This window comes from Micromonospora sp. WMMA2032 (assembly GCF_002688545.1).
Lineage (GTDB): Bacteria > Actinomycetota > Actinomycetes > Mycobacteriales > Micromonosporaceae > Micromonospora > Micromonospora sediminicola.
On the sequence record NZ_CP024052.1, the window covers coordinates 4,223,166 to 4,242,643 of the forward strand.

Genomic DNA, 19,478 nt, shown 5'->3' on the forward strand with positions numbered 1-19,478 from the left:
CACGACCCCGCGTACGCGAACGGGCCCGCGCCGTGGAGACGGCGCGGGCCCGCGGGCCTGGTGGGGTCAGCCCTGGCGGACGGCCTCGCCCTCGATCTCGATCTTGACCTTGCGGCCGACCAGGACACCGCCGGTCTCCAGCGCGACGTTCCAGGTCAGACCGAAGTCCTCCCGGTCGATCTCGGTGGACGCGGAGAAGCCGAAGATGTCCTGTCCGAACGGGCTGCGGCCGACGCCCTCGAACTCCACCTCCAGCTCGACCGGGCGGGTCACGCCCTTGATGGTCAGGTCACCGGCGAGCACGAACTCGTTGCCCGAGCGCGACTTCACGCCGGTGCTGCGGAACTCCAGCGTGGGGAACTGCTCGGCGTCGAGGAACTCCGGGCTGCGCAGGTGCGCGTCCCGGTCGGCCTGCGCGGTGTTGATGCTGGCGGCCTGGATGGTGGCGGTGACCGCGGACTCCAGCGGGTCGTCGGTGACGGTGATGGTGGCGGTGGCGTCGGCGAACTCACCGCGTACCTTGCTGACCATCATGTGCCGTGCGACGAAACCCACCCGCTTGTGCGCGGCGTCCAGGAGGTACGTGCCGGGGGCGGGGATGGTGAGGCCCTCCCAGTCGCGGGTAGTCGCCTCGGTGCTGCTGGTCATGATGCTCTCCTCCGGAGAAGATTGTTGAGTAGCCCAACGGCTGACTGAGCAACTATAGCTACGGCAATATTCCCTGTGTCAAGTGTTGCTAGGATGGTGGCGTGGACCAGAACGTGTTCGACGACCCCCGGATCACCGCCGTCGGCCTGCTCGTCGAGGCGCACGCCGGGCTGTCCGCCCGGTTCGCCGCCCAGTTCGAGGAGCACGGCCTGTCACCGGTCGAGTTCGAGGTGCTCACCCGCCTCGCCCGGTCGCCGCAGAACCAGCTGCGGATGACCGACCTGGCGGCACAGACCTCGCTCTCGACCAGCGGCGTGACCCGGGTGGTCGACCGGATGGAGCGCGACGGCCTGATCTGCCGACGGGCCTGCCCGTCCGACCGGCGCAGCTCCTTCGCGGTGGTGACCGCCGCCGGCCTGAGCCGACTGGACGAGATCCTGCCCGGTCACCTGAAGATCATCGAGCAGTGGTTCACCGGCCAGCTCGACCCGGCCCAGCTGGACGGGCTCCTGGACGGCCTGCGCCGGGTGCGCGACGCGGTCCACCCGGGCGCCACCGCCGGCAGCACCGAGCCGGCCGGCACCCCGGCCTGCTGAGGCGTGCCTACCGGTCGGTCACCGGCAGAATGACCGGCAGAACCGCCCTGGGATCGGGACATAGTCCGGCACAAGCCAGCAAAACGCCCAGCACGCACGGATAGGCTTCCGGCAGCGGGGGGCACCGGGGGGTGCTGGCGCGAGCGTGGAGCGAGGGGCAGCACCAGGGGGCTACTTCGCTCGCGCCACCCCCGCGCCCTCCGCTCAGCCCCGCCTCGCGCGATCCCGCTGCGCCACCAGGGAGTAGAGCAGTTCCTCCTCCCGGGGCAGCAGGCTGACACCGGTGGCCTGCCGGGCGCGGTCCAGCCGATCCAGCACGGCCACCTCGCCGGTGCTGGCGGCCAACCCGACCAGCGCCTCGACCAGGTCCCGCCGGTCCGCGCCGCCGGACGCCGCCTCGGCCGCGGCGGCGAACCACTCCGCCGCCAGCTCACGATCCCCCCGGTGCAGCGCCACCTGGCCCTCGATGAGTCCGCGGAGCGCGTCCTCGGTACGGACGTCCCGGCCCGCGCCGGGCGGGTCGGACCGCTCGGCGGCCGACGGCCGACGGGGCCCCGGCACCGGTCCGGACGGCCACAGCTCCGCCACCACGGCCGACGCGTCGTCGATCCGCCCCTGGAGCGCGAGCGCCAGCCCGACCGTGCCGACCACCCGACGACGCCGCCCGGGATCGCCCAGCTCCACCAGCGCCGCGGCGGCCCGCCGCCCCTGCTCGACCGCCTCCGCGTAGCGGCCCTCCCACCGGGTCAGCTCGGCCAGGTCGGCCCGGGCCAGCAGGCGCAGGCGCTGGTCGCCGCACTGCGCGGCCAGCCGGTCGACCGTGGCCAGCCGCCGCCGGGCCCCGGCCAACTGCCCCACGCGTACGTCGTGCCAGGTCAGGTGGTGCTGGGCGACGGCCATCTCGCGTGCCCGGCCGTGCCGGGTGGCCAACGACAGCGCGGCCTCGGCCTGCTCACGCGCCTCGTCGTGCGCGCCGAGCCCACGCAGCAGCGCGCAGAGCACCGACCGCGCGGACAGCTCCCCGGTCACGTCGCCGACCTCGGTGAAGGTGACCAGCGCCGCCCGCGCCGCCGGCAACTCCTCCGCCCCCGCGCCGTGCTCGACGGCCAGCCGGGCCGCACCGAGCAGCGCCCAGGCGCGCAGCACCGGCGGCACCCCGGCGGTACGCGGATCGTCCAGCAGTCGGCGCAGCCACCGGCGGCCGGACACGTCCCGCCCCCGCAGCCGCCACCAGCGGGGCAGCGCGGCGGCCAGCAGCAGCGCCGTCGCCGGGGCCCGCTCGCCCGCGTACGCCAGCGCGGCGGTGATGTCGCTCGTCGCCTCGTCCAACAGGTGGACGGTGCCGGGCAGCTCCGCGCCGACCAGGCCGGGGGCGGCACGCCGGACCAGCCCGGCGACCACCGTCGCGTGCCGGAGCCGGATCCCGTCCGTCTCGCCCTCGGCGTCGGCCTGCTCGGCCGCGAAGTCACGCACCGCGTCCAGCAGCCGGAACCGGAACGGGCCCGTCCCCCGGACGCTGAGCAGGCCCAGCTCCCGCAGCCGGTCCAGCAGCGGCACGGCGTCCCACCGGTCGGCGCCGGTGGCGAGCAGTTCCTCGGCCAGCTCCACCGACCAGCGGTTGCGGAAGGCGGACAGGCGGCGCAACGCCGCCCGCTCGGCCGGGGCGAGCAGGTGGTAGCTGGTCGCCACCGCCTCGCGCAACGTCACCGTGCCGGCTGCCGGCTGCCCGCCGGGCCGCACGTCGGCCAGGTCGAGGACGCGGTCGCCGTAGCGGTCGAGCAGCTCGGTGACGTCGAGGATGCGGCCGCGGGCCGCCATCAGCTCGACGGCCAGCGGCAGCCCACCGAGCCGGCGGACCAGCGCGGCGAGCGCCGGCAGTTCGGCCGGGGTGGGCGGCGCGTGCCGGGCCTGGGTGAGCCGGGCGGCGAAGAGCGCCGCGGCGGGCCACCGGTCCAGGTCGGCCCGCTCCGTCGGCCGCGCGCCCGGCGGTGGCACGTCCAGCGGCGCCACCGGCCGGACCAGCTCACCGGGGAGGCCGACCGGCCGGCGACCGGTCACCAGCACCCGCAGCGTCGGTGCGGCGGCGGTCAGCGACCGCAGCGCCTCGGCCACCGGCCCGGGCGCCCGCTCGACGGCGTCGACCAGCAGCAGCGCCGGGCGGCCGGCGAGCCGGCAGGAGAGGTCGGCCAGCCGGCTCACGCCGAAGACCGCCGCCGCGGCGGCCAGCACGTCGGCCGTGTCCGAGCCCTCGCCGACCAGCACCCCGACCACACCGGCGGGATGGCGGGCCGCCACCGCGTGGGCGACGGTCAGCGCGAGGGCGCTCTTGCCGACGCCGGCCAGCCCGACCAGGCTCACCACCGGATGCGCGCCGATCAGGTCGGACACCTCGGCCACGTCCCGGTCCCGCCCGAGCAGCGCCACCGGTTGCGGCAACGCGGTCGGCGTACCCGGGTCGTCGGCGGCCGGGACGCGCGGCGCCGGATCGGTCGGTGCGGGCCGGGCGGTGGTGACGAACTCCCGACGGTCGTCGCCGGTCAGCCCGAGCGCGTCGGCCAGCAGATCCACCGTGGTGCGTTGGGGTCGGGTCGCCCGCCCCCGTTCCAGATCACGGACCGTGCGCACGCCCACGCCGGCCCGGCCCGCCAACTCGGCCTGGGTCAGGCCGGCGGCGAGCCGGTGCCCGCGTACCAGATCGGACAGCAGGGTCCGACCACCGGGGCTCCGCGAACGATCATGATCGGGAGTCATGGGCACGAAGAGTACGGATCGGGTCCGACGCTCCACAGCCCATCGTCAACCACCCGACCGTCCATCGCCGATATCCGACAGACGGCCGAAACGGGGCGTCGCTCACATACCGAGGTCGCGGGCGATGATCATGCGCTGCACCTCGCTGGTGCCCTCGCCGATCTCCAGGATCTTGGAGTCCCGCCAGAAGCGGGCCACCGGGTACTCGTTCATGAAGCCGTAGCCGCCGTGGATCTGGGTCGCCTCCCGGGCGTTGTCCACCGCGACGGTGCTGGCGTGCAGCTTGGCGATCGCCGCCTGCCGCTTGAACGGCTCACCGGCGAGCATCCGGGCGGCGGCGTCGTAGTAGGCCAGCCGCGCGGTGTGCGCCTTCATCTCCATGTCCGCGATCTTGAACTGGATCGCCTGGTAGTTGCCGATCGGCTGGCCGAACGCCTGGCGCTCCTTGGCGTACGTGATCGACTCGTCCACGCAACCCTGGGCCAGCCCGACCGCCAGCGCGGCGATGGCGATCCGGCCCTCGTCCAGGATGCGCAGGAACTGCGCGAAACCCCGACCCCGCTCACCGAGCAGGTTGGCCGCCGGCACCCGGCAGTCGTCGAACGTCAGCTCATGGGTGTCCGAGGCGTTCCAGCCGACCTTGGAGTAACCGGGCGCGACCGTGAAGCCGGGCGTCCCGGACGGCACGATGATGGTGGACAGCTCCTTGCTGCCGTCCGGCTTCGTGCCGGTGACCGCGGTGACCGTGACCAGCGCGGTGATGTCGGTGCCGGAGTTGGTGATGAACGCCTTCGAACCGTTGATCACCCACTCGTCGCCGTCCAGCACCGCCCGGGTCCGGGTGCCGCCCGCGTCCGAGCCGGTGCCCGGCTCGGTGAGCCCGAAGCCGGCCAGCGCCTCACCGCTGAGCAGCTTCGGCAGCCACCGCGCCTTCTGCTCCTCGGTGCCGAACCGGTAGATCGGCATGGCGCCGAGCGAGACCGCCGCCTCCAGCGTGATCGCCACGCTGGAGTCGACCCGGGCCAGTTCCTCCAGCACCAGGCAGAGCGCGAAGTAGTCGCCGCCCATGCCGCCGTGCTCCTCCGCGAAGGGAAGCCCGAACAGGCCCATCTTGCCCATCTGCCGGACGATCTCGTACGGGAAGGTGTGCTTCTCGTAGTGCTCGCCGATCACCGGGGCGACCACCTCGCGGGCGAAGTCCCGGACGCTCTCCCGCAGCGCCTGCTGCTCCTCGTCGAGCCGGAAGTCCATGTCGATCCTCCTGGAAGGCGGGCCGCCGGGCGCTCGTGACGCCGGGAGCGGCTGAAAGCGTTAGGAGGGGCCCCTTTCCATGCACCAGGCGTTAAGAAGGGGCCCTTCCTTACCGGTCAGACGGGGGTGACGCCGTGCCGGCGCCGGGAGAAGTGCCGCTCCTTGGTGCGCGCGGCGGCGAACCGGCGCACCAGCTCGGCGCGCAGCTCGTGCGGCTCGACGATCGCGTCCACCACCAGCTCGCTGGCGAGCCGGACCACGTCGATGTCGCGCTCGTACTCCTCGCGCCTGGCGGCGACGAACGCGGCCCGCTCGGCCTCGTCCTCGATCGCGGCGATCTTGTTGGCGTAGACCGCGTTCACCGCGGCCTCCGCGCCCATCACCGCGATCTTCGCGGTGGGCAGCGCGATCGTGGCGTCGGGCTCGAAGCCGGGGCCGGCCATCGCGTAGAGACCCGCGCCGTACGCCTTGCGGACCACCACGCAGATCTTGGGTACGGTCGCCTCCGAGATCGCCGTGATCATCTTCGCGCCGTGCCGGATGATGCCCTGCTTCTCCACCGCGCTGCCGACCATGAAGCCGGGCACGTCGCTGAGGAACAGCAGTGGCACGTTGAACGCGTCGCAGAGCTGCACGAACCGGGTCGCCTTGTCGGCCGAGTCGACGAAGAGCACGCCGCCCTTGAACATCGAGTTGTTGCCGACCACGCCGACGACCTCGCCGTTCAGCCGGCCGAACCCGATGGTCAACTCCTTGGCCCACAGCGCCTGGATCTCGAAGAAGCTGCCCTCGTCGAGCAGGCCCTTGACGTACCGGCGCATGTCGAACGCCTGCCGCTCGCTGGCCGGGACCAGCGCGGCCAGGTCGGCCTTCGCCGGCGCGTCCACAGCCTCGGCGGCCGGCGGCTCCTGCTTCCAGTTCGACGGCAGGTAGGACAGGTAGGTCCGCACCACGTCGAGCGCGTCGTTCTCGGTCTTGCAGAGGAAGTGCCCGACGCCGGACTCGGTGCAGTGCACCTTGGCGCCGCCCATCGCCTCCAGCGTGGTCTTCTCACCGGTGACCATCTCGACCATCCGGTCGGAGCCGAGGTACATGCTGGCGTTGCCGTCCACCATGGCCACCACGTCGCAGAACGCCGGGATGTACGCCCCGCCCGCCGCGCTCGGCCCGAACAGCGCGCAGACCTGCGGGATCGAACCGGAGGCGCGGACCTGGTTCCAGAAGATCTTGCCGGCGCCGCGCCGGCCCGGGAACAGGTCGACCTGGTCGGTGATCCGGGCGCCGGCCGAGTCGACCAGGTAGACCATCGGCACGCCGGTCGAGTAGGCCCGCTCGATGATCCGGATGATCTTCTCGACGGTGCGCGCGCCCCAGCTGCCGGCCTTGACCGTGGAGTCGTTCGCCATCAGGCAGACCTGCCGGCCGTCGATGGTCGCGGTGCCGGTCACCACGCCGTCGGCGGGCAGCCCGTCGGCCATGGCGTTGGCGTAGAGCCCGTCCTCGACGAAGGAGCCCTCGTCGACCAGGTAGGCCACGCGCTCGCGGGCGAACAGCTTGCCCTTGGCGGCGTTGGCCGCATGGTATTTGTCCGCACCGCCGGCGCGGGCGCGCTTGCGCAGCTGCTCCAGAGCCTCACCGTCGAGCGTCACGCCGACTCCCTTGCACCCCACCGACCTGAACGATCGTTAGGCTACCCCACCCCCGCCCCCTCCGGCGACCCACCACCCGCCGCGCCCCGCACCTCCGGTCGGGGCGGCTCGCGCGGTCGGGCCGGCCCGGGCGGCTCGGGCGGCCCGGGCGGCTCGGGCGGTCGGGGCGGCCCGGGCGGTCGGGGCGGCTCCGGCGAATCCGACGGCTCGCCAGTTCGGCGTAGTGGCGCCATCCACGCCGTCGGGACCCAGTCACCTCCCCGAGCTGGCGACCCTCTCCACCAGTTCCCCGAGGTGGCGGCACCTTGAGCCCGACCACGCCGGCGCTCCGACCCCGCCCATGCCCCGCGTCCCCGCCCCTGTCGCCCGCCCCTGCCCGCCCTCCAGCCCTCCCATCCGCCCCCGCGATTAAGGGCTTAGCGTCACCCGAGCGTTCGGGGCCGACGCAAACTCCTTGATCAACAGGGAGGGGATGGGCGGGACGGGGAGGGGCGGGGCGGGGAGGTGGGGTCAGGAGGGGAGGGGGGTGAGACGGGTGCGGGGACCGGCGCGGAGGACGCCCGACGGGAGTTTCTTGCCGACCAGGCTCTCGGCCAACTCCGCCGCCTCGATCAGGGCGTCCAGGTCGATGCCGGTGTCGATGCCCATGTCGTGCAGCATGTGCACCGCCTCCTCGGTGGCCAGGTTGCCGCTGGCGCCCGGGGCGTACGGGCAGCCTCCGAGCCCGCCGACGCTGGCGTCGAACTCGGTGACACCCAGCTCCATCGCGGTCAGCATGTTGGCCAGGGCGGTGCCCCGGGTGTTGTGGAAGTGCAGCAGCACCGGCAGGTGGGCGTTACGGTCGCGGACGGCGGTGACCAGCTCGCGGACCCGTCGGGGCGTACCCATGCCGGTGGTGTCGCCGAAGGCGACGCGGTCCGCGCCGTCGCGGGCGACGCGGTCGACGATCGCGGCGACCCGCCGCGGGTCGACGTCGCCCTCGTAGGGGCAGCCGAAGCTGGTCGCCACGATCACCTCGGCGGTGGCGCCCGCGCCGTGCAGCAGGTCGATCAGCTCGGCGATGTCGTCGAGCGACTCCTCGGTCGAGCGGTTGACGTTGCGCCGGTTGTGCGTGTCGCTGGCCGAGACCACCACCTCGATCTCGGTGAAGCCGGCGGCCAGCGCCCGCTGCGCGCCCCGGGTGTTGGGCACCAGGGCCGAGTAGCGCACCCCGTCGACCTTCTCCGCCCGCTGCCACACCTCGTCGGCGTCGGCCATCTGCGGGATCGCCTTCGGGTGGACGAAGGAGACGGCCTCGATGCGCCGCACCCCGGTCCGGGACAGCGCGTCGAGCAGCCGCACCTTGGCGTCGGTGGGGATCGGCTCCTCGTTCTGGAGCCCGTCCCGGGGACCGACCTCACGGATGCTGACGTGGTCCGGCAGTTCCGCCATAAGGGTCACCTCGCTGTGACGTCGTTCGTGCCTCGTCTCCCCGAAGTGTGACACCACCACCGGGGTCGCCTTGCCGGCAGATCCGTGATGGTGTCGTATCGGTCCGCCGCCGTTCGTGGAACTGGTGGGGCGGCCGATCGGGCCGCGGCCCCGGGACCGAGGGAGACGACGACATGACGGAGTACCTGATCGCCTTCAACGACGAGTGGGTGCCCGAGCACACGGCGGACGAGATTCGCGAGAAGGCCGTGGCCGTGCGGGCCGTGATCGACGAGATGCTGGCGGAGGACGTGCTGATCTTCACCAACGGTGGGCTCGACCGGTCCACCGTGGTGTGCGGGGTCGAGTCGGTCGACGGCAGGCCCGTCTTCACCGACGGCCCGTACGCCGAGACGAAGGAGCACCTCGGCGGGTTTGTCGTCGTGGACGTGGCGGACGACGAGGCGGCCCGGCACTGGGCCGGCCGGCTCGCGACCGTGCTCGACTGGCCGCAGGAGGTGCACCGGTTCCGCGGCCCCGGGCAGGCCCGGCGCGCCGTCTCCGGGGATCGGTGAACGCACCCTCGGCGGTCACCGCCGAGAGGGCGCTCACCCGTGCCCACCGCGAGGAGTGGGCGCGGGTGGTCGCCGACCTCACGCGCCGTTTCGGCGACCTGCACGTCGCCGAGGACGCGACGGCGGAGGCGTTCGCGGCGGCCACGGCACGGTGGCCGTGCGAGGGCGTACCGCCCAGTCCCGGTGGCTGGCTCGCCACCACGGCGACCCGCAAGGCGATCGACTGGCTCCGTCGTGAATCGCAGCGCGACGCCAAACACCGGGCGGCCCTGGTCATGTACGACGACACCCCTCCCCGGCCGACCGGCCCGATCGCTGACGACCGGCTCAGGCTGGTCTTCGTCTGCTGCCACCCGGCCCTCGCCATGGAGGCCCGGGTGGCGCTCACCCTGCGCCTGGTCGGCGGCCTCACCGTCGCCGAGATCGCCCGCGCCTTCCTGGTTCGGGAGACCGCGATGGCGCGGCGGATCACCCGGGCCAAGGAGAAGATCAGAGCCGCGGGCATCCCGTACCGGGTGCCGTCGGCCGACGACATCCGCGAGCGGCTCGACGGCGTGCTCGCGGTGGTCCACCTCGTCTTCAACGAGGGCTACCTGGCCGGCGAGGGGGACGATCCGCTCCGCGTCGACCTCAGCGACCGGGCGATCCACCTCGGCCGGCTGCTCCGGACCCTGCTCCCGGGCGACGGCGAGGTCGCCGGGCTGCTCGCCCTGATGCTCCTCGTCGACGCGCGGCGGCCGGCGCGGGTGTCCCGCACCGGAGAGCTGGTGACCCTCGCCGAGCAGGACCGTGGCGCGTGGGACCGGGCCCGCGCCGCCGAGGGCAGGGCCCTGGTCCGGGAGCGGATCGGGGCGCTCGCCGCCGGCGGTGACCCACCCGGGCGCTACCAACTCCAGGCCGCGATCAACGCGGTCCACATGGAGGCGCCGTGCGCGGCGGACACCAACTGGTCCACGATCGTCGCCCTCTACGACCGCCTGGCATTGCTCGACCCGTCGCCGGTCGTGCGGCTCAACCGCGCGGTCGCGGTCGCCGAGGTCGACGGCCCCGGCGCCGGGCTCGCCGAGATCGACCGGCTCACCCCGGCCCTCGACGGCTACCACGCCCTGCACGCCGCCCGCGCCGACCTGCTGCGTCGGCTCGGACGCGACGACGCGCGGGCGGCGTACGACCGGGCGATCGGTCTCGCCGGCAACGCGGCCGAGCGCGCCTACCTGACCCGCCGCCGGGACCAGCTCGACGGCGACCCCGTCCCGGTGCCGGACGGCCGCTAGCCACGGCCCGGCCGCCCGGCACAGACGCGGGTCAGCGCATCCGGCCCACGATGCCGGTGTCGTAGTCGCCGGAGAGGAACTCCGGGTTCTCCAGCAGTTCGGCGAAGAACGGCAGGTTGCACTTCGGGCCGACGATCTCGAACTGGGCGACCGCCGCGCGCGCCCGCTCGACCGCCTCCTCCCGGGTCGCGCCGCTGACGATCAGCTTGGCCAGCAGGCTGTCGTAGAACGGGGTGACGGTGTTGCCGGCGACGTAGCCGGAGTCGACCCGCACGCCGGCGCCGGACGGCTCGTTCCAGGTGGTGATCGCGCCGGGGCCGGGCAGGAAGCGCTTCGGGTCCTCGGCGTTGATCCGCAGCTCGATGGCGTGGCCGCGCGGGGTGAGCGCGTCCGGGTCGAACGTCGGCGCCAGGCCGGACGCCACCCGGAGCTGCTCCTCGACCAGGTCGACGCCGTAGACGTACTCGGTGACCGGGTGCTCGACCTGGAGGCGCGTGTTCATCTCCAGGAAGAAGAACTCCTGCGTGGAGGGGTCGAGCAGACACTCGACGGTGCCGGCGTTGCGGTAGTCGACCGCCTCACCCGCCCGGACCGCCGCGGCCAGAAAGCGCTCGCGCAGCTCCGGCGAGACCGCCGGGGACGGCGACTCCTCGACCAGCTTCTGGTTGCGTCGCTGCACCGAGCACTCCCGCTCGCCGAGCGCCACCACCCGGCCGTCGGCCAGGCCGAGGATCTGCACCTCGACGTGGCGCACCCGGGGGAAGTAGCGCTCGATCAGCACCGAGCCGTCGCCGAACATCCGCTCGGCGAACGCGCGGACCTTGTCGTACTCGGTGCGCAGTGCGGCCTCGTCGGCGGCCACGCCCATGCCCATGCCGCCGCCGCCCGCGGCGGCCTTGACCATCACCGGGTAGCCGATCTCGGCGGCGGCCGCGACGGCCGCGTCCAGGTCGGCGGCCGGTTCGGTGGTGCCGGGCGCGACCGGCACGCCGGCCGCCGCCATCAGGTTACGGGCGTTGATCTTGTCGCCCATCGCGGTGATCGCGTCCGCGCCGGGTCCGACCCAGATCAGGCCGGCCCCCTCGACGGTACGGGCGAAGTCGGCGTTCTCCGACAGGAAGCCGTAGCCGGGGTGGATCGCCTGCGCGCCGGTGCTCCGGGCCGCGCCGAGGATCGCCTCCACGTTGCGGTAGCTCTGCGCCGGGTTGGCCGGCCCGACGCAGACCGCCTCGTCGGCCTCGGTGACGAACGGCAGGTCGGCGTCGGCCTCCGAGTGCACCGCGACGGCCCGGATCCCGAGCCGCCGGGCGGTGCGGATCACCCGCCGGGCGATCTCCCCCCGATTGGCGACCAACAACGATTCGATCATGTTCGGCACGGACGTGACCCCTTCTCGACGCAAAGCCGGGGTCTCTTCTTAACACGCGTTAAGGTGAGCGCGGCGTGTCAGGTCGGGTCGGTGGGCGCGAGCAGGGCCGCCAGGGTCGCGCCGCGCAGCAGCTCGGCCCGCCGTCGGCGGTCCACCTCGCCACCGAGGAACGGGGTGGAGTTCATCAGGCCGAACGCGGCGTGGGCGAGCACCCGGGCGGCGCCGTCCGGCAGACCGGGGTGCAGCGCGGTCAGCACCGTGACCCACTCCTCCACGTACATCCGCTGCAGGCGGCGGATGCGGCGGCGCGGCTCGTCCGGGAGGCGGTCGAGCTCGTGCAGGTGCAGCGCGATCACCGCCGGATTCGCCAACGCGAACTCGACGTGGAAGTCGATCAGCGACTCCAGCGCGCCGCGGGCGTCGTCCGGGTGGCCGGCGGCCCGTTCCCGCCCGCCCGCGAGCAACCCCTCGCTCACCGGGATCAGGGCGGCGACGAGCATCGCCTCCTTGCCGGCGAAGTGGTGGTAGAGCGCCGGGCCGGTGACGCCGGCGGCCGCGCCGATGTCGTCCATCGACACGCCGTGGTAGCCGCGGGCCGCGAAGAGGCCGACCGCGATCTCCAGGATCTCGTCCCGCCGGGACCGACGCCGGGCCGCGCCCGCCGCACCCCGCGCCTGCTGTTCCACCGCCACCGGGCCAGCCTAGACCTCGCGTCCCGGGTGAGGCAGCCGTGGTTACCCGTCGGTCGCCTCACACCGGCACGCTCTCAGTCCTCCCCGATGCCGTGCTCCGCCCGGATCTTCGCCGCCTCGGCCGGGCGGTCCTGGTCGTCCAGCGCCCGGGCGAGCAACCAGGCGGCCTGGGCCGCCGGACGGGAACCGGCGGGCAACCCGGCGAGCACCGGGCCCAGCAGACGTTCGGCCTGGTCGGGTCGACCGTCGCGCAGCAGCAGCTCACCGGTGAGGACCTCGACCTGCGCCGCCTCGCCGAACGCCTCGATCGACCGGAGCCGGTCGGGCACGCCGTCCACCCGGTCCAGCGCGGCGGTGATCCGCTCCTCGGCGATCAGCACCCGGGCCACCGCGTCGGCGGCCATCGCCCGCTCGTACGTCACCACGGGCGGCTCGTCGGGCAGCCCGGCGAGCGCCCCGACGGCCTCGTCCACCCGCTCGATCGCGGCCACCGCCGCCGGCAGGTCACCGGACCAGTGCAGGGCGAGCATCTCCCGCCGTCGGGCCCGCAGCTCGTCCACCGGGTACCCGGCCAGCCGCCAGGCGGTCGAGGCCGCGGCGAACCGCTGCGCGGCCAGCGCGTCCCGGTCGGCGTCGTAGAGGATGCCGCCGGCCTCCTCCAGCACCTGCGCCCGCTGCGGGAGATTGTCCGGCCCGTCGAGGTTCTCGGCCAACTGGTCGAGCAGCCCGAGCGCCAGGTCGGGCTCGCCGAGCCCTTCGTAGATCCCCGCCAGCAGGTGCCGGCAACGGTCGGCCTCGGCCTGCGCGCCGGCCCGGTCGAGGCCGAGCACCGCCTCCTCCGCCACCTCGGCCGCCTCGGTCAGCCGACCGGCGGCCCGGTAGGCCTCGGCCAGCTCCCAACGCAGCAACGCGTCGCCCGGCAGCCCCTGCTCGACACAGAGGGTGACCGCCTCGGCGAGGTCCTCCACCGCCTCGGCGGCCCGCTCGGCGGCGAGCAGCGCCCGCCCCCGGGTGACCCGCAGCGGCAGTCGGGCGCCGGCCGGCGCGACCGCCAACGCCTCGTCGCACGCCGCCACCGCATCGGCCGGGTCCTCCGTCGCGCGGACGTACGCCAGGCAGGCGGCGGTCAGCATCTCGCCGTCACCCACCTCGCCGGCCAGCCGACGGGCCCGCACCGCCGCGTCGCGGAACTCGTCGGCCCGCTCCAACTGCTCCAGTACGTGCGTGCGGTGCAACGCCACCCGGCCGTCCAGCCACGGGTCGAGGCCGGCGTCGGCGTCGGCGCGGTCGAGCGCGTCCAACGCCTCCGCCCACCGCTCCCGGTGCACATGGGCCAGCGCGAGCCGGTCCCAGGCGGCGGCGCGCTCGCGCGGCTCACCGTGCGCGGCCAGGTGCTCGGCCGCCTCCCGGGCCAGGGTCAGCCCCTCCTCGGCGCTCTCCTCGACGGTGCTGAGCAGCGCGCCGAGCCGGCCGGCCACCACCTGGGCCCGGAGCGGGTCCGGCACCTCGCGCCAGGCGGCCAGCGCGGCGCGGTTGACCTCGATCGCCACCGGCACGCCGTCGTCGTCCTGGGACACCTCACCGGCCCGCAGTTCGAGCCGCCGGGCCCGGGTGGCGGCCGGCAGCTCGGTGTCGCCGAACCGCTCGTCGTACGCGCGCAGCGCGGCGACCAGCCCGTCCCGCCGGTTGGTGCGCCAGCACTCCTCGGCCAGCGCCAGCAGCTCGTCGGGGTCGGCCTGGGCCGGCACGGTGACCGGTGCGGCGGTCACCGACCCGCCGCCGGAGCGCGGGGCGGGCACCGGCGGGCGGCGCAGGCTCGCCGAGAGCGGGAGGTGCTCGCCGTCCGGCTCGGCCGCGATCCGTTGGGCGATCCGCTCGGACTGGTGGGTGGTGCCGTTGCGGGCGTCGAACCGCTCGGCCAGCGCGGTGGCCGAGTCGGCCAGCTCGTCGGCGAGCGCGCCCGCCGGCACGTCGGCGGCCGGCCGGTCACCGGCGGCCCGACGGTGCACGGTCAGGTCGGCCGGCACCTGCCGCAGCGCCGCCGCGGCGGCGGCCGCGAAGTGCATGCCGGCGGCCGGGGTGGGTGCCCGGTCCAGCCAGTCGAGGTGCCGTTCGACCAGCTCCAGCGCGCGTGCCCCGTTGCCGGTGACCGTGCAGAACTCGACGTGGTCGGCGATCTCCCACAGGTCGGCGAGGCGACCGCGCAACCGCCGGTACGCCTCCCGGTGGGCGTCCCGCGCCTGCTCCCGCCGACCGGTCTCGCGGTAGGAGGCGAGCAGCGCGGTGAGGATCCCCTGCGGCTGCTCGACGCAGTTCAGCCGGCCGGCGAGCACCGGCTCGGCGAGCGCCACCGCCTCGTCGTGCCGGCCGATGTCGGCCAGGTAGCCCACCTGCGTGGTCGGGTCGCAGCCGGCGCAGTCGGAGAGCGCGTCCCGGGGGGTGGTCATCCACAACCGGTACGCCTCGGCGGCCGCCGACTCGTCGCCCAGGTGGTCGGCGACCAGGAACCGGTGCTTGTGGACCGCCTGGAGCGAGTGCCCGGACTCCCGGTAACGCCGTTCCATGTCGTCGAGCACCGCGTACGTCCGGTCCAGCGGCAGCTCGGGGAACTTCAGCATGGCGTTGACCATGTACTTGAAGTACCAGAGGAGCTGGTGGGTGTAGCCCTGGTGGTAGGGCTGCGGGTCCCGGTCGAACTCGGCCAGGCACCAGGAGAACGTGACGAACGACTTCGCCGGCTCCCCACCGTGGACGTACGCCGGGGTCGCGGTGATCCGGGCGGCGAAGGCCAGGTGCCGGTCCTCGCCCGCGTCGGCCCGGCGCAGCAACTGCTCCAGCGCCGCGATCTGCCCCGGGCCGTACGGCATGGACTCGATCTCGCGCAGCATCCGCCAGAGGTCTTCGTCGGTCACGAGGTCACTCCTGTCCCGGTACGGCCCGGCCGAGCAGGCCGAGGAAGGAACTGTTCAGCAGCGCGGCGTCGGCCGCCCGGATCGGATGGTGGCCGAGCAGCAGGGCCTGCCCGTAGAGCGCCTCGACGGCCAGCCCGACCAGCTCCGGGTCGGTCAGCGTGGTGACCCGGCGGACCAGCGGGTTGCGGTGGTTGAGGACCAGCTGCGGCCGGTCCGGCGGGGCGGAGGCGGCCAGCGCGTCGAGCACCCCGCCCCACAGCTCGTCGGCCTTGTCGCGGCTGGCGGCGAGCTGGTCGTGGAAGGCCGCCGAGCGGGAGACCAGGTAGAGCGCCGGCAGCGAGACCGGGTCGTACGCCCGGACCACCACCTCGCAGCCGAGCCGTTCCAGGGCCCGCTGCGCCCCGGCGAGGAACGGGCGCAGGGCCAGCTCGGTCGCCGGGTCGAGGATCTCGAACCGGGTGGTGAGGTCGCTCGGCTCCAGCCGCTCGATCAGCACCGAACGGTCCACCGTGGGCAGCCGCTCGATCAGCTCGGTGTCGTAGGTGTAGCCGCCGTTGACCACGGCCAGGTCCTGCGCGGCGGCCACGGCGGCGAGCTGGCGGAACTCGTCCAGGCTGGCGGCGTAGCGGATCAGGCCGTGCCGGCTGCGGAACTCGGCGAGCGTGAGCGTGCCGACGTTGGTGTCCATCGGCCACCACTGGTCGACCAGGCGGAGCATCTCGTCGTCGTGCAGCGCCAGCGCCTTGACCCCGAGGTGGTGGACCTGGAGGAACTCGGCGAGCCGGTGCGGGTCGTGCGTGGCGAGCCGGACCAGCCAGCCGCGGATCTGGTCGCCGAGCGACTCCCGGACGGCGCCGAGCAGGGCGTCCTCGTAGAGCGCCTCGCGACTGGCGGTGGGACGCAGCTCGCCGGCGTCGACCACGCAGTGGGCGAAGAACGCCCACTCGGGCAGCAGGCCGTCGGCGTGCTCGGCGAGCAGCATCCGCTTGAGGTAGACCCGGTGCCCGGCCCGCGCGGCCGGGTTCACCGGCGTGGGCAGGATGAAGGCCACGCCGGTGAGGCCGGCCTCGGGCACCGACAGCGGCACCACGTCGAACGGGACGAAGCCGAGCAGGTCACGGGCGTAGCGGGCCAGCCCGGCCCGGTCGACGGCCGCGCCGGGCGTGGTCGGCCAGGGCGGCGGGCCGGCGGTGGTCGGCGTGTCGCCGACGCGGACGTCCACCGGCAGCAGGCTGCCGTAGAGGCGGGCCAGCTCGGTGACGGTGGGGGTGCCGAACCACTGGTCGGCGTCGCGTCGGGGCACCAGCGTCACCGTGGTGCCGGGCTCGCTGCGGGCCTGCTCCGGCTCGGCGAGCCGCACCGCGTAGCGCCCGTCGGACCAACCCGTCCAGAGCACGGTCGGCTGGTCGGCGTGCCGGGTGACCACCCGGATCTCGTCCGCGACCAGGAAGCAGGAGAGCAGGCCGATGCCGAACTGACCGAGGAACTCGTGCCGGGAGAAGCCCAGCTCGTCCCGCTTGGAGCTGCGGCCGATGGTGGCGAGCAGCTCGTGCACCTGGGCCTCGGTGAGGCCGATGCCCGTGTCGTGCACGCGCAGCGTCCCGTCGCCGGTCAGCTCGGGCGGCTCGACCCGGAGCCGGGCCGGGGCGTCCGGCTCGGTGGCCCGACGGGCGGTGATCGCGTCGACGGCGTTCTGGAGCAGCTCGCGCACGTAGACCCGCGGGCTGCCGTAGAGGTGATGACTGAGCAGGTCGACCACGCCACGGAGGTCGACCTGGAAGGTGCGGTCCAATCGCGCTCCCGGTGCCGGATTTCGGCGCTCACCGTACCGGCCGTGGCCGACAGTGTCCGCCCCCCTTTCCGTCGGTCGGCTTGACCCTCGACCCGGTGCAGGCCGCACCGTCCGTCGGCATGACCACCGCCGCACTGGGCCGGAGCTACCGGCTGCTCTGGTCCGCCGCCGTCTGCTCCCGGCTCGGCGACGCGCTGCGTACGCCGGCCCTGGCGCTGCTGGCCGCGACGCTCACCCGGGATCCCCGGGCGGTCGCCGCGGTGACCGTGGCCGGGCAGCTTCCGCCGCTGCTCCTCGGCCTGCTCGGCGGCGTCTACGCGGACCGGTGGGACCGGCGGCGGACGATGGCGGTGGTGGACGGGGCCCGGGCCGTGGTGGTGGCGGCGCTGGCCTGGCTCGTGGCCACCGGGCAGGCCGGCATCACCACGCTGGCCGCCGCCGCGCTGCTGCTCGCCCTGTTGGGCACGCTCTTCGACGCGTCCGCGTTCGCCCTGCTGCCCGCCGTGGTCCGGCCGGCGGCGCTGCCCCGCGCCAACGCCCACCTCCAGGCCGGCACCACGGTGGCGGGCGGTTTCGTCGGCGCCCCGCTCGCCGGCGTCCTCTTCGCCACCACCGCGGCTTTCCCGTTCACCGTGGACGCCCTCACCTTCGCCCTGGCCGCCGCCCTCGTCCTCGCGATCCCCCGCCGATCTTGCGCTTCCGGCCCGGGCGAAACCCCGGAAAACGGACGGATCACGGGCCGCAACCGCAAGATCGGCGGCATCGGGGTGTGGCGGGAGGGGTGGGAGGGGGTGCGGTGGGTCTGGGGGGATCGGGGGTTGCGGGGGTTGGCACTCGCGTCGGCGGGATCGAATCTGGCGATCAGCGGGCTGGCGGCGGTGCTCGTGCTCTACGCGCTGGAGGTGCTGCGGGTGCCGGCGGCGGCGTACGGGCTGTTCTCGGCGGGCGTGATCGCCGGCGGGTTGGTCGGCGCGCTGCTCGCCGGCCGGCTGGCCGCCCGGTTCGGCACGCTGCCGGCGCTGCGCGGGGTGCTGCTCGGGCAGACGCTGGCGTTGACCGGGTTCGCCCTGGCCCGGCACCCGCTGACCGGTGGGCTGGCGCTGGCCGGCCTGGCCGCCGGCACCACGATCTGGAACAGCCTCTGGGCGGCGTACGGGCAGCGGCACGTGCCCCCGGGCCTGCTCGGCCGGGTCGGCGCGGCACAACGGACGCTCGGTCTGGCCGCTGCCCCGGTCGGCGCGGCGCTCGCCGGGTTCGCCGGCCGGGCGTACGGGCTGGCGCCGGTCGGGTGGGCCGCCGTGACCGTGTTCGCGCTGGTGACGGTCGCCGCCTGGGTGACGTTGCGGGACGACGGCGGCGGGTCACCCCCGGGCGGGCTCGAAGCCGGCCAGCCGGACGGCGAGCCGCTGCCGGGCCGGCGGGAGCGCGGAGACCACGCGGAGCAGCAGGTCCCGTAGCGGCCGGACGGCCGGCGGGGCGGCGGCGAGCCGGGTGAGCCCGGCGGCGAAGCCGAGCACCTCCTCGGCCCGGGGGCGGCGCTCGGCGGCGTACGCGTCGAGGGCCTCCGGGCCGGCGGCGAGCGCGTCGCCGAGCGCGACCGCGTCCCGCAGGCCGAGGTTCATCCCCTGCCCACCGGCCGGGCTGTGCACGTGCGCCGCGTCGCCGGCGAGCAGGACCGGGCCGGACCGGTAGGTGTCCGCGATCCGGTGGTGGATCCGGAACCGGGACGCCCAGGCCACGTCGGTGACCCGGTCCGGCCGGCGGACCGGGCCCCGCTCGTCGAGCAACGCCTGGAAGTGCCGCGCCTGCGGCTCGCGCGGCGCGTCGGTGACGGTGGCGACCAGCCGGACCATGCCGTCGGGCAGCGGCGCCCAGATCAGCGGGCCCTGTCGGGACAGGAAGAGGGTGACCTGGTCGCGCGGGAGCGTGCTGTCCACCCGCACGTCGGCGAGCAGGAACGACTCGCCGGGGTCGGCGGGGCCGCCGAACCCGATGCCGGCCAGTTCGCGGACCCGGCTGTGCATGCCGTCCGCGCCGACGACCCAGCGGGCCCGGACCGTGCCGCCGTCGGCGAACCGCGCGGTGGCGCCGCCGTCGTCGAGGTCGAGGCCGGTCAGCTCGTACGGCCGCCGCACCCGCCCGCCGAGCGCGGTGAGCCGGTCGGTGAGCACCGCCTCGGTCTCGGCCTGCGAGATCAGCAGCGCGTACGGGTAGCGGGACGGCAACCGGTCGAAGGGGACTGCGGCGAGGACGCGGTCCCGGTCGCGGACGGTGAACCGGGTCGAGTGCAGCCCTCGGGCGGCCAGCGGGGCGGCCACCCCGATCCGGTCCAGCATCTCCAGCGTGCCGGCGTGCACGACGGCGGCGCGGGAGGTGACGGGCGGCTCGGCCAGCCGGTCGACCACGGTCGCGGTCATGCCGTGACCGGCGAGGGCCACCGCCACGGCGAGGCCGGTCGGCCCGGCTCCCACCACGAGGACGTCCGTGGACTCGGGCAGCATCGCTCCACCTCCGGCTGGGTCAACAGCTGTTTGCCAACGCTTGTTGACCCAACACTAG

The 19,478-nt window shown here is 74.6% G+C and carries 14 protein-coding genes; 4 read left to right on the top strand and 10 right to left on the bottom strand.

From position 1 onward, the window contains the following. Nucleotides 1-66: 66 nt before the first annotated feature. On the bottom strand, nt 67-648 hold the full coding sequence (locus tag CO540_RS19530) for a YceI family protein (RefSeq protein ID WP_091566135.1): 582 nt from the start codon (nt 646-648) through the stop codon (nt 67-69). 101 nt (nt 649-749) lie between these two features. On the opposite strand from CO540_RS19530, the gene CO540_RS19535 reads away from it, so the two are divergent. Continuing rightward, nucleotides 750-1,244 (top strand): MarR family winged helix-turn-helix transcriptional regulator, encoded by a 495-nt coding sequence (locus tag CO540_RS19535; protein ID WP_099163146.1) that lies wholly within the window; start codon nt 750-752, stop codon nt 1,242-1,244. 204 nt (nt 1,245-1,448) lie between these two features. On the opposite strand, the gene CO540_RS19540 is transcribed toward CO540_RS19535, so the two are convergent. The 4 genes from CO540_RS19540 to CO540_RS19560 all read right to left on the bottom strand — a co-directional run bounded on the left by CO540_RS19540 (nt 1,449) and on the right by CO540_RS19560 (nt 8,317). Beyond that, nucleotides 1,449-3,995 (bottom strand): helix-turn-helix domain-containing protein, encoded by a 2,547-nt coding sequence (locus CO540_RS19540; protein WP_099163147.1) that lies wholly within the window; start codon nt 3,993-3,995, stop codon nt 1,449-1,451. 102 nt (nt 3,996-4,097) lie between these two features. Next, nucleotides 4,098-5,246: an acyl-CoA dehydrogenase family protein gene (locus tag CO540_RS19545; RefSeq protein ID WP_099163148.1), complete on the bottom strand. Its 1,149-nt coding sequence runs from the start codon at nt 5,244-5,246 to the stop codon at nt 4,098-4,100. Between the two features lie 116 nt (nt 5,247-5,362). After that, nucleotides 5,363-6,895: an acyl-CoA carboxylase subunit beta gene (locus CO540_RS19550; protein WP_099163149.1), complete on the bottom strand. Its 1,533-nt coding sequence runs from the start codon at nt 6,893-6,895 to the stop codon at nt 5,363-5,365. Nucleotides 6,896-7,405: 510 nt separating this feature from the next. Beyond that, the gene (locus CO540_RS19560) at nt 7,406-8,317 is read right to left on the bottom strand and encodes a hydroxymethylglutaryl-CoA lyase (RefSeq protein ID WP_172968044.1); all 912 of its coding nucleotides are present in this window, start codon (nt 8,315-8,317) and stop codon (nt 7,406-7,408) included. A 182-nt stretch (nt 8,318-8,499) separates the two neighbouring features. Here CO540_RS19560 and CO540_RS19565 point away from each other — a divergent pair, with 182 nt between their 5' ends. Together CO540_RS19565 and CO540_RS19570 are read left to right on the top strand one after the other, a co-directional pair. Beyond that, nucleotides 8,500-8,880, top strand: coding sequence for a YciI family protein (locus tag CO540_RS19565; protein WP_099163151.1), 381 nt, complete (start codon nt 8,500-8,502; stop codon nt 8,878-8,880). Beyond that, entirely contained in the window at nt 8,877-10,154 is a 1,278-nt protein-coding gene (locus CO540_RS19570) for an RNA polymerase sigma factor (protein ID WP_099163152.1), read from the top strand. The genes CO540_RS19565 and CO540_RS19570 overlap by 4 nt, the downstream gene beginning before the upstream one ends. Before the next feature lie 31 nt (nt 10,155-10,185). On the opposite strand, the gene CO540_RS19575 is transcribed toward CO540_RS19570, so the two are convergent. The 4 genes from CO540_RS19575 to CO540_RS19590 all read right to left on the bottom strand — a co-directional run bounded on the left by CO540_RS19575 (nt 10,186) and on the right by CO540_RS19590 (nt 16,919). Then, complete coding sequence (locus CO540_RS19575; protein ID WP_099163153.1) at nt 10,186-11,523, bottom strand: acetyl/propionyl/methylcrotonyl-CoA carboxylase subunit alpha; 1,338 nt, start codon at nt 11,521-11,523, stop codon at nt 10,186-10,188. 77 nt (nt 11,524-11,600) lie between these two features. Further along, nucleotides 11,601-12,215 carry a TetR/AcrR family transcriptional regulator gene (locus tag CO540_RS19580; RefSeq protein WP_098744212.1) on the bottom strand — a complete coding sequence of 205 codons (615 nt, stop codon included), beginning with the start codon at nt 12,213-12,215 and terminating at the stop codon, nt 11,601-11,603. A gap of 74 nt (nt 12,216-12,289) precedes the next feature. Next, nucleotides 12,290-15,127, bottom strand: a complete 2,838-nt coding sequence (locus CO540_RS19585; protein WP_099163154.1) for a hypothetical protein — start codon at nt 15,125-15,127, stop codon at nt 12,290-12,292. A gap of 4 nt (nt 15,128-15,131) precedes the next feature. Then, nucleotides 15,132-16,919 (bottom strand): HSP90 family protein, encoded by a 1,788-nt coding sequence (locus CO540_RS19590; RefSeq protein WP_099163155.1) that lies wholly within the window; start codon nt 16,917-16,919, stop codon nt 15,132-15,134. Between the two features lie 119 nt (nt 16,920-17,038). Here CO540_RS19590 and CO540_RS19595 point away from each other — a divergent pair, with 119 nt between their 5' ends. Then, nucleotides 17,039-18,376, top strand: coding sequence for an MFS transporter (locus tag CO540_RS19595; RefSeq protein WP_099164852.1), 1,338 nt, complete (start codon nt 17,039-17,041; stop codon nt 18,374-18,376). Here the strand turns inward: CO540_RS19595 and CO540_RS19600 are convergent. Next, the gene (locus tag CO540_RS19600) at nt 18,281-19,420 is read right to left on the bottom strand and encodes an NAD(P)/FAD-dependent oxidoreductase (RefSeq protein WP_099163156.1); all 1,140 of its coding nucleotides are present in this window, start codon (nt 19,418-19,420) and stop codon (nt 18,281-18,283) included. The genes CO540_RS19595 and CO540_RS19600 overlap by 96 nt on opposite strands. Nucleotides 19,421-19,478: the final 58 nt, after the last annotated feature.

Coding starts and splice junctions, on each gene's coding strand:
- CO540_RS19530 (WP_091566135.1), bottom strand. CDS start 648: ATGACCAGCAGCACCGAGGCGACTACCCGCGACTGGGAGGGCCTCACC.
- CO540_RS19540 (WP_099163147.1), bottom strand. CDS start 3,995: ATGACTCCCGATCATGATCGTTCGCGGAGCCCCGGTGGTCGGACCCTG.
- CO540_RS19545 (WP_099163148.1), bottom strand. CDS start 5,246: ATGGACTTCCGGCTCGACGAGGAGCAGCAGGCGCTGCGGGAGAGCGTC.
- CO540_RS19565 (WP_099163151.1), top strand. CDS start 8,500: ATGACGGAGTACCTGATCGCCTTCAACGACGAGTGGGTGCCCGAGCAC.
- CO540_RS19575 (WP_099163153.1), bottom strand. CDS start 11,523: ATGATCGAATCGTTGTTGGTCGCCAATCGGGGGGAGATCGCCCGGCGG.
- CO540_RS19595 (WP_099164852.1), top strand. CDS start 17,039: ATGACCACCGCCGCACTGGGCCGGAGCTACCGGCTGCTCTGGTCCGCC.
- CO540_RS19600 (WP_099163156.1), bottom strand. CDS start 19,420: ATGCTGCCCGAGTCCACGGACGTCCTCGTGGTGGGAGCCGGGCCGACC.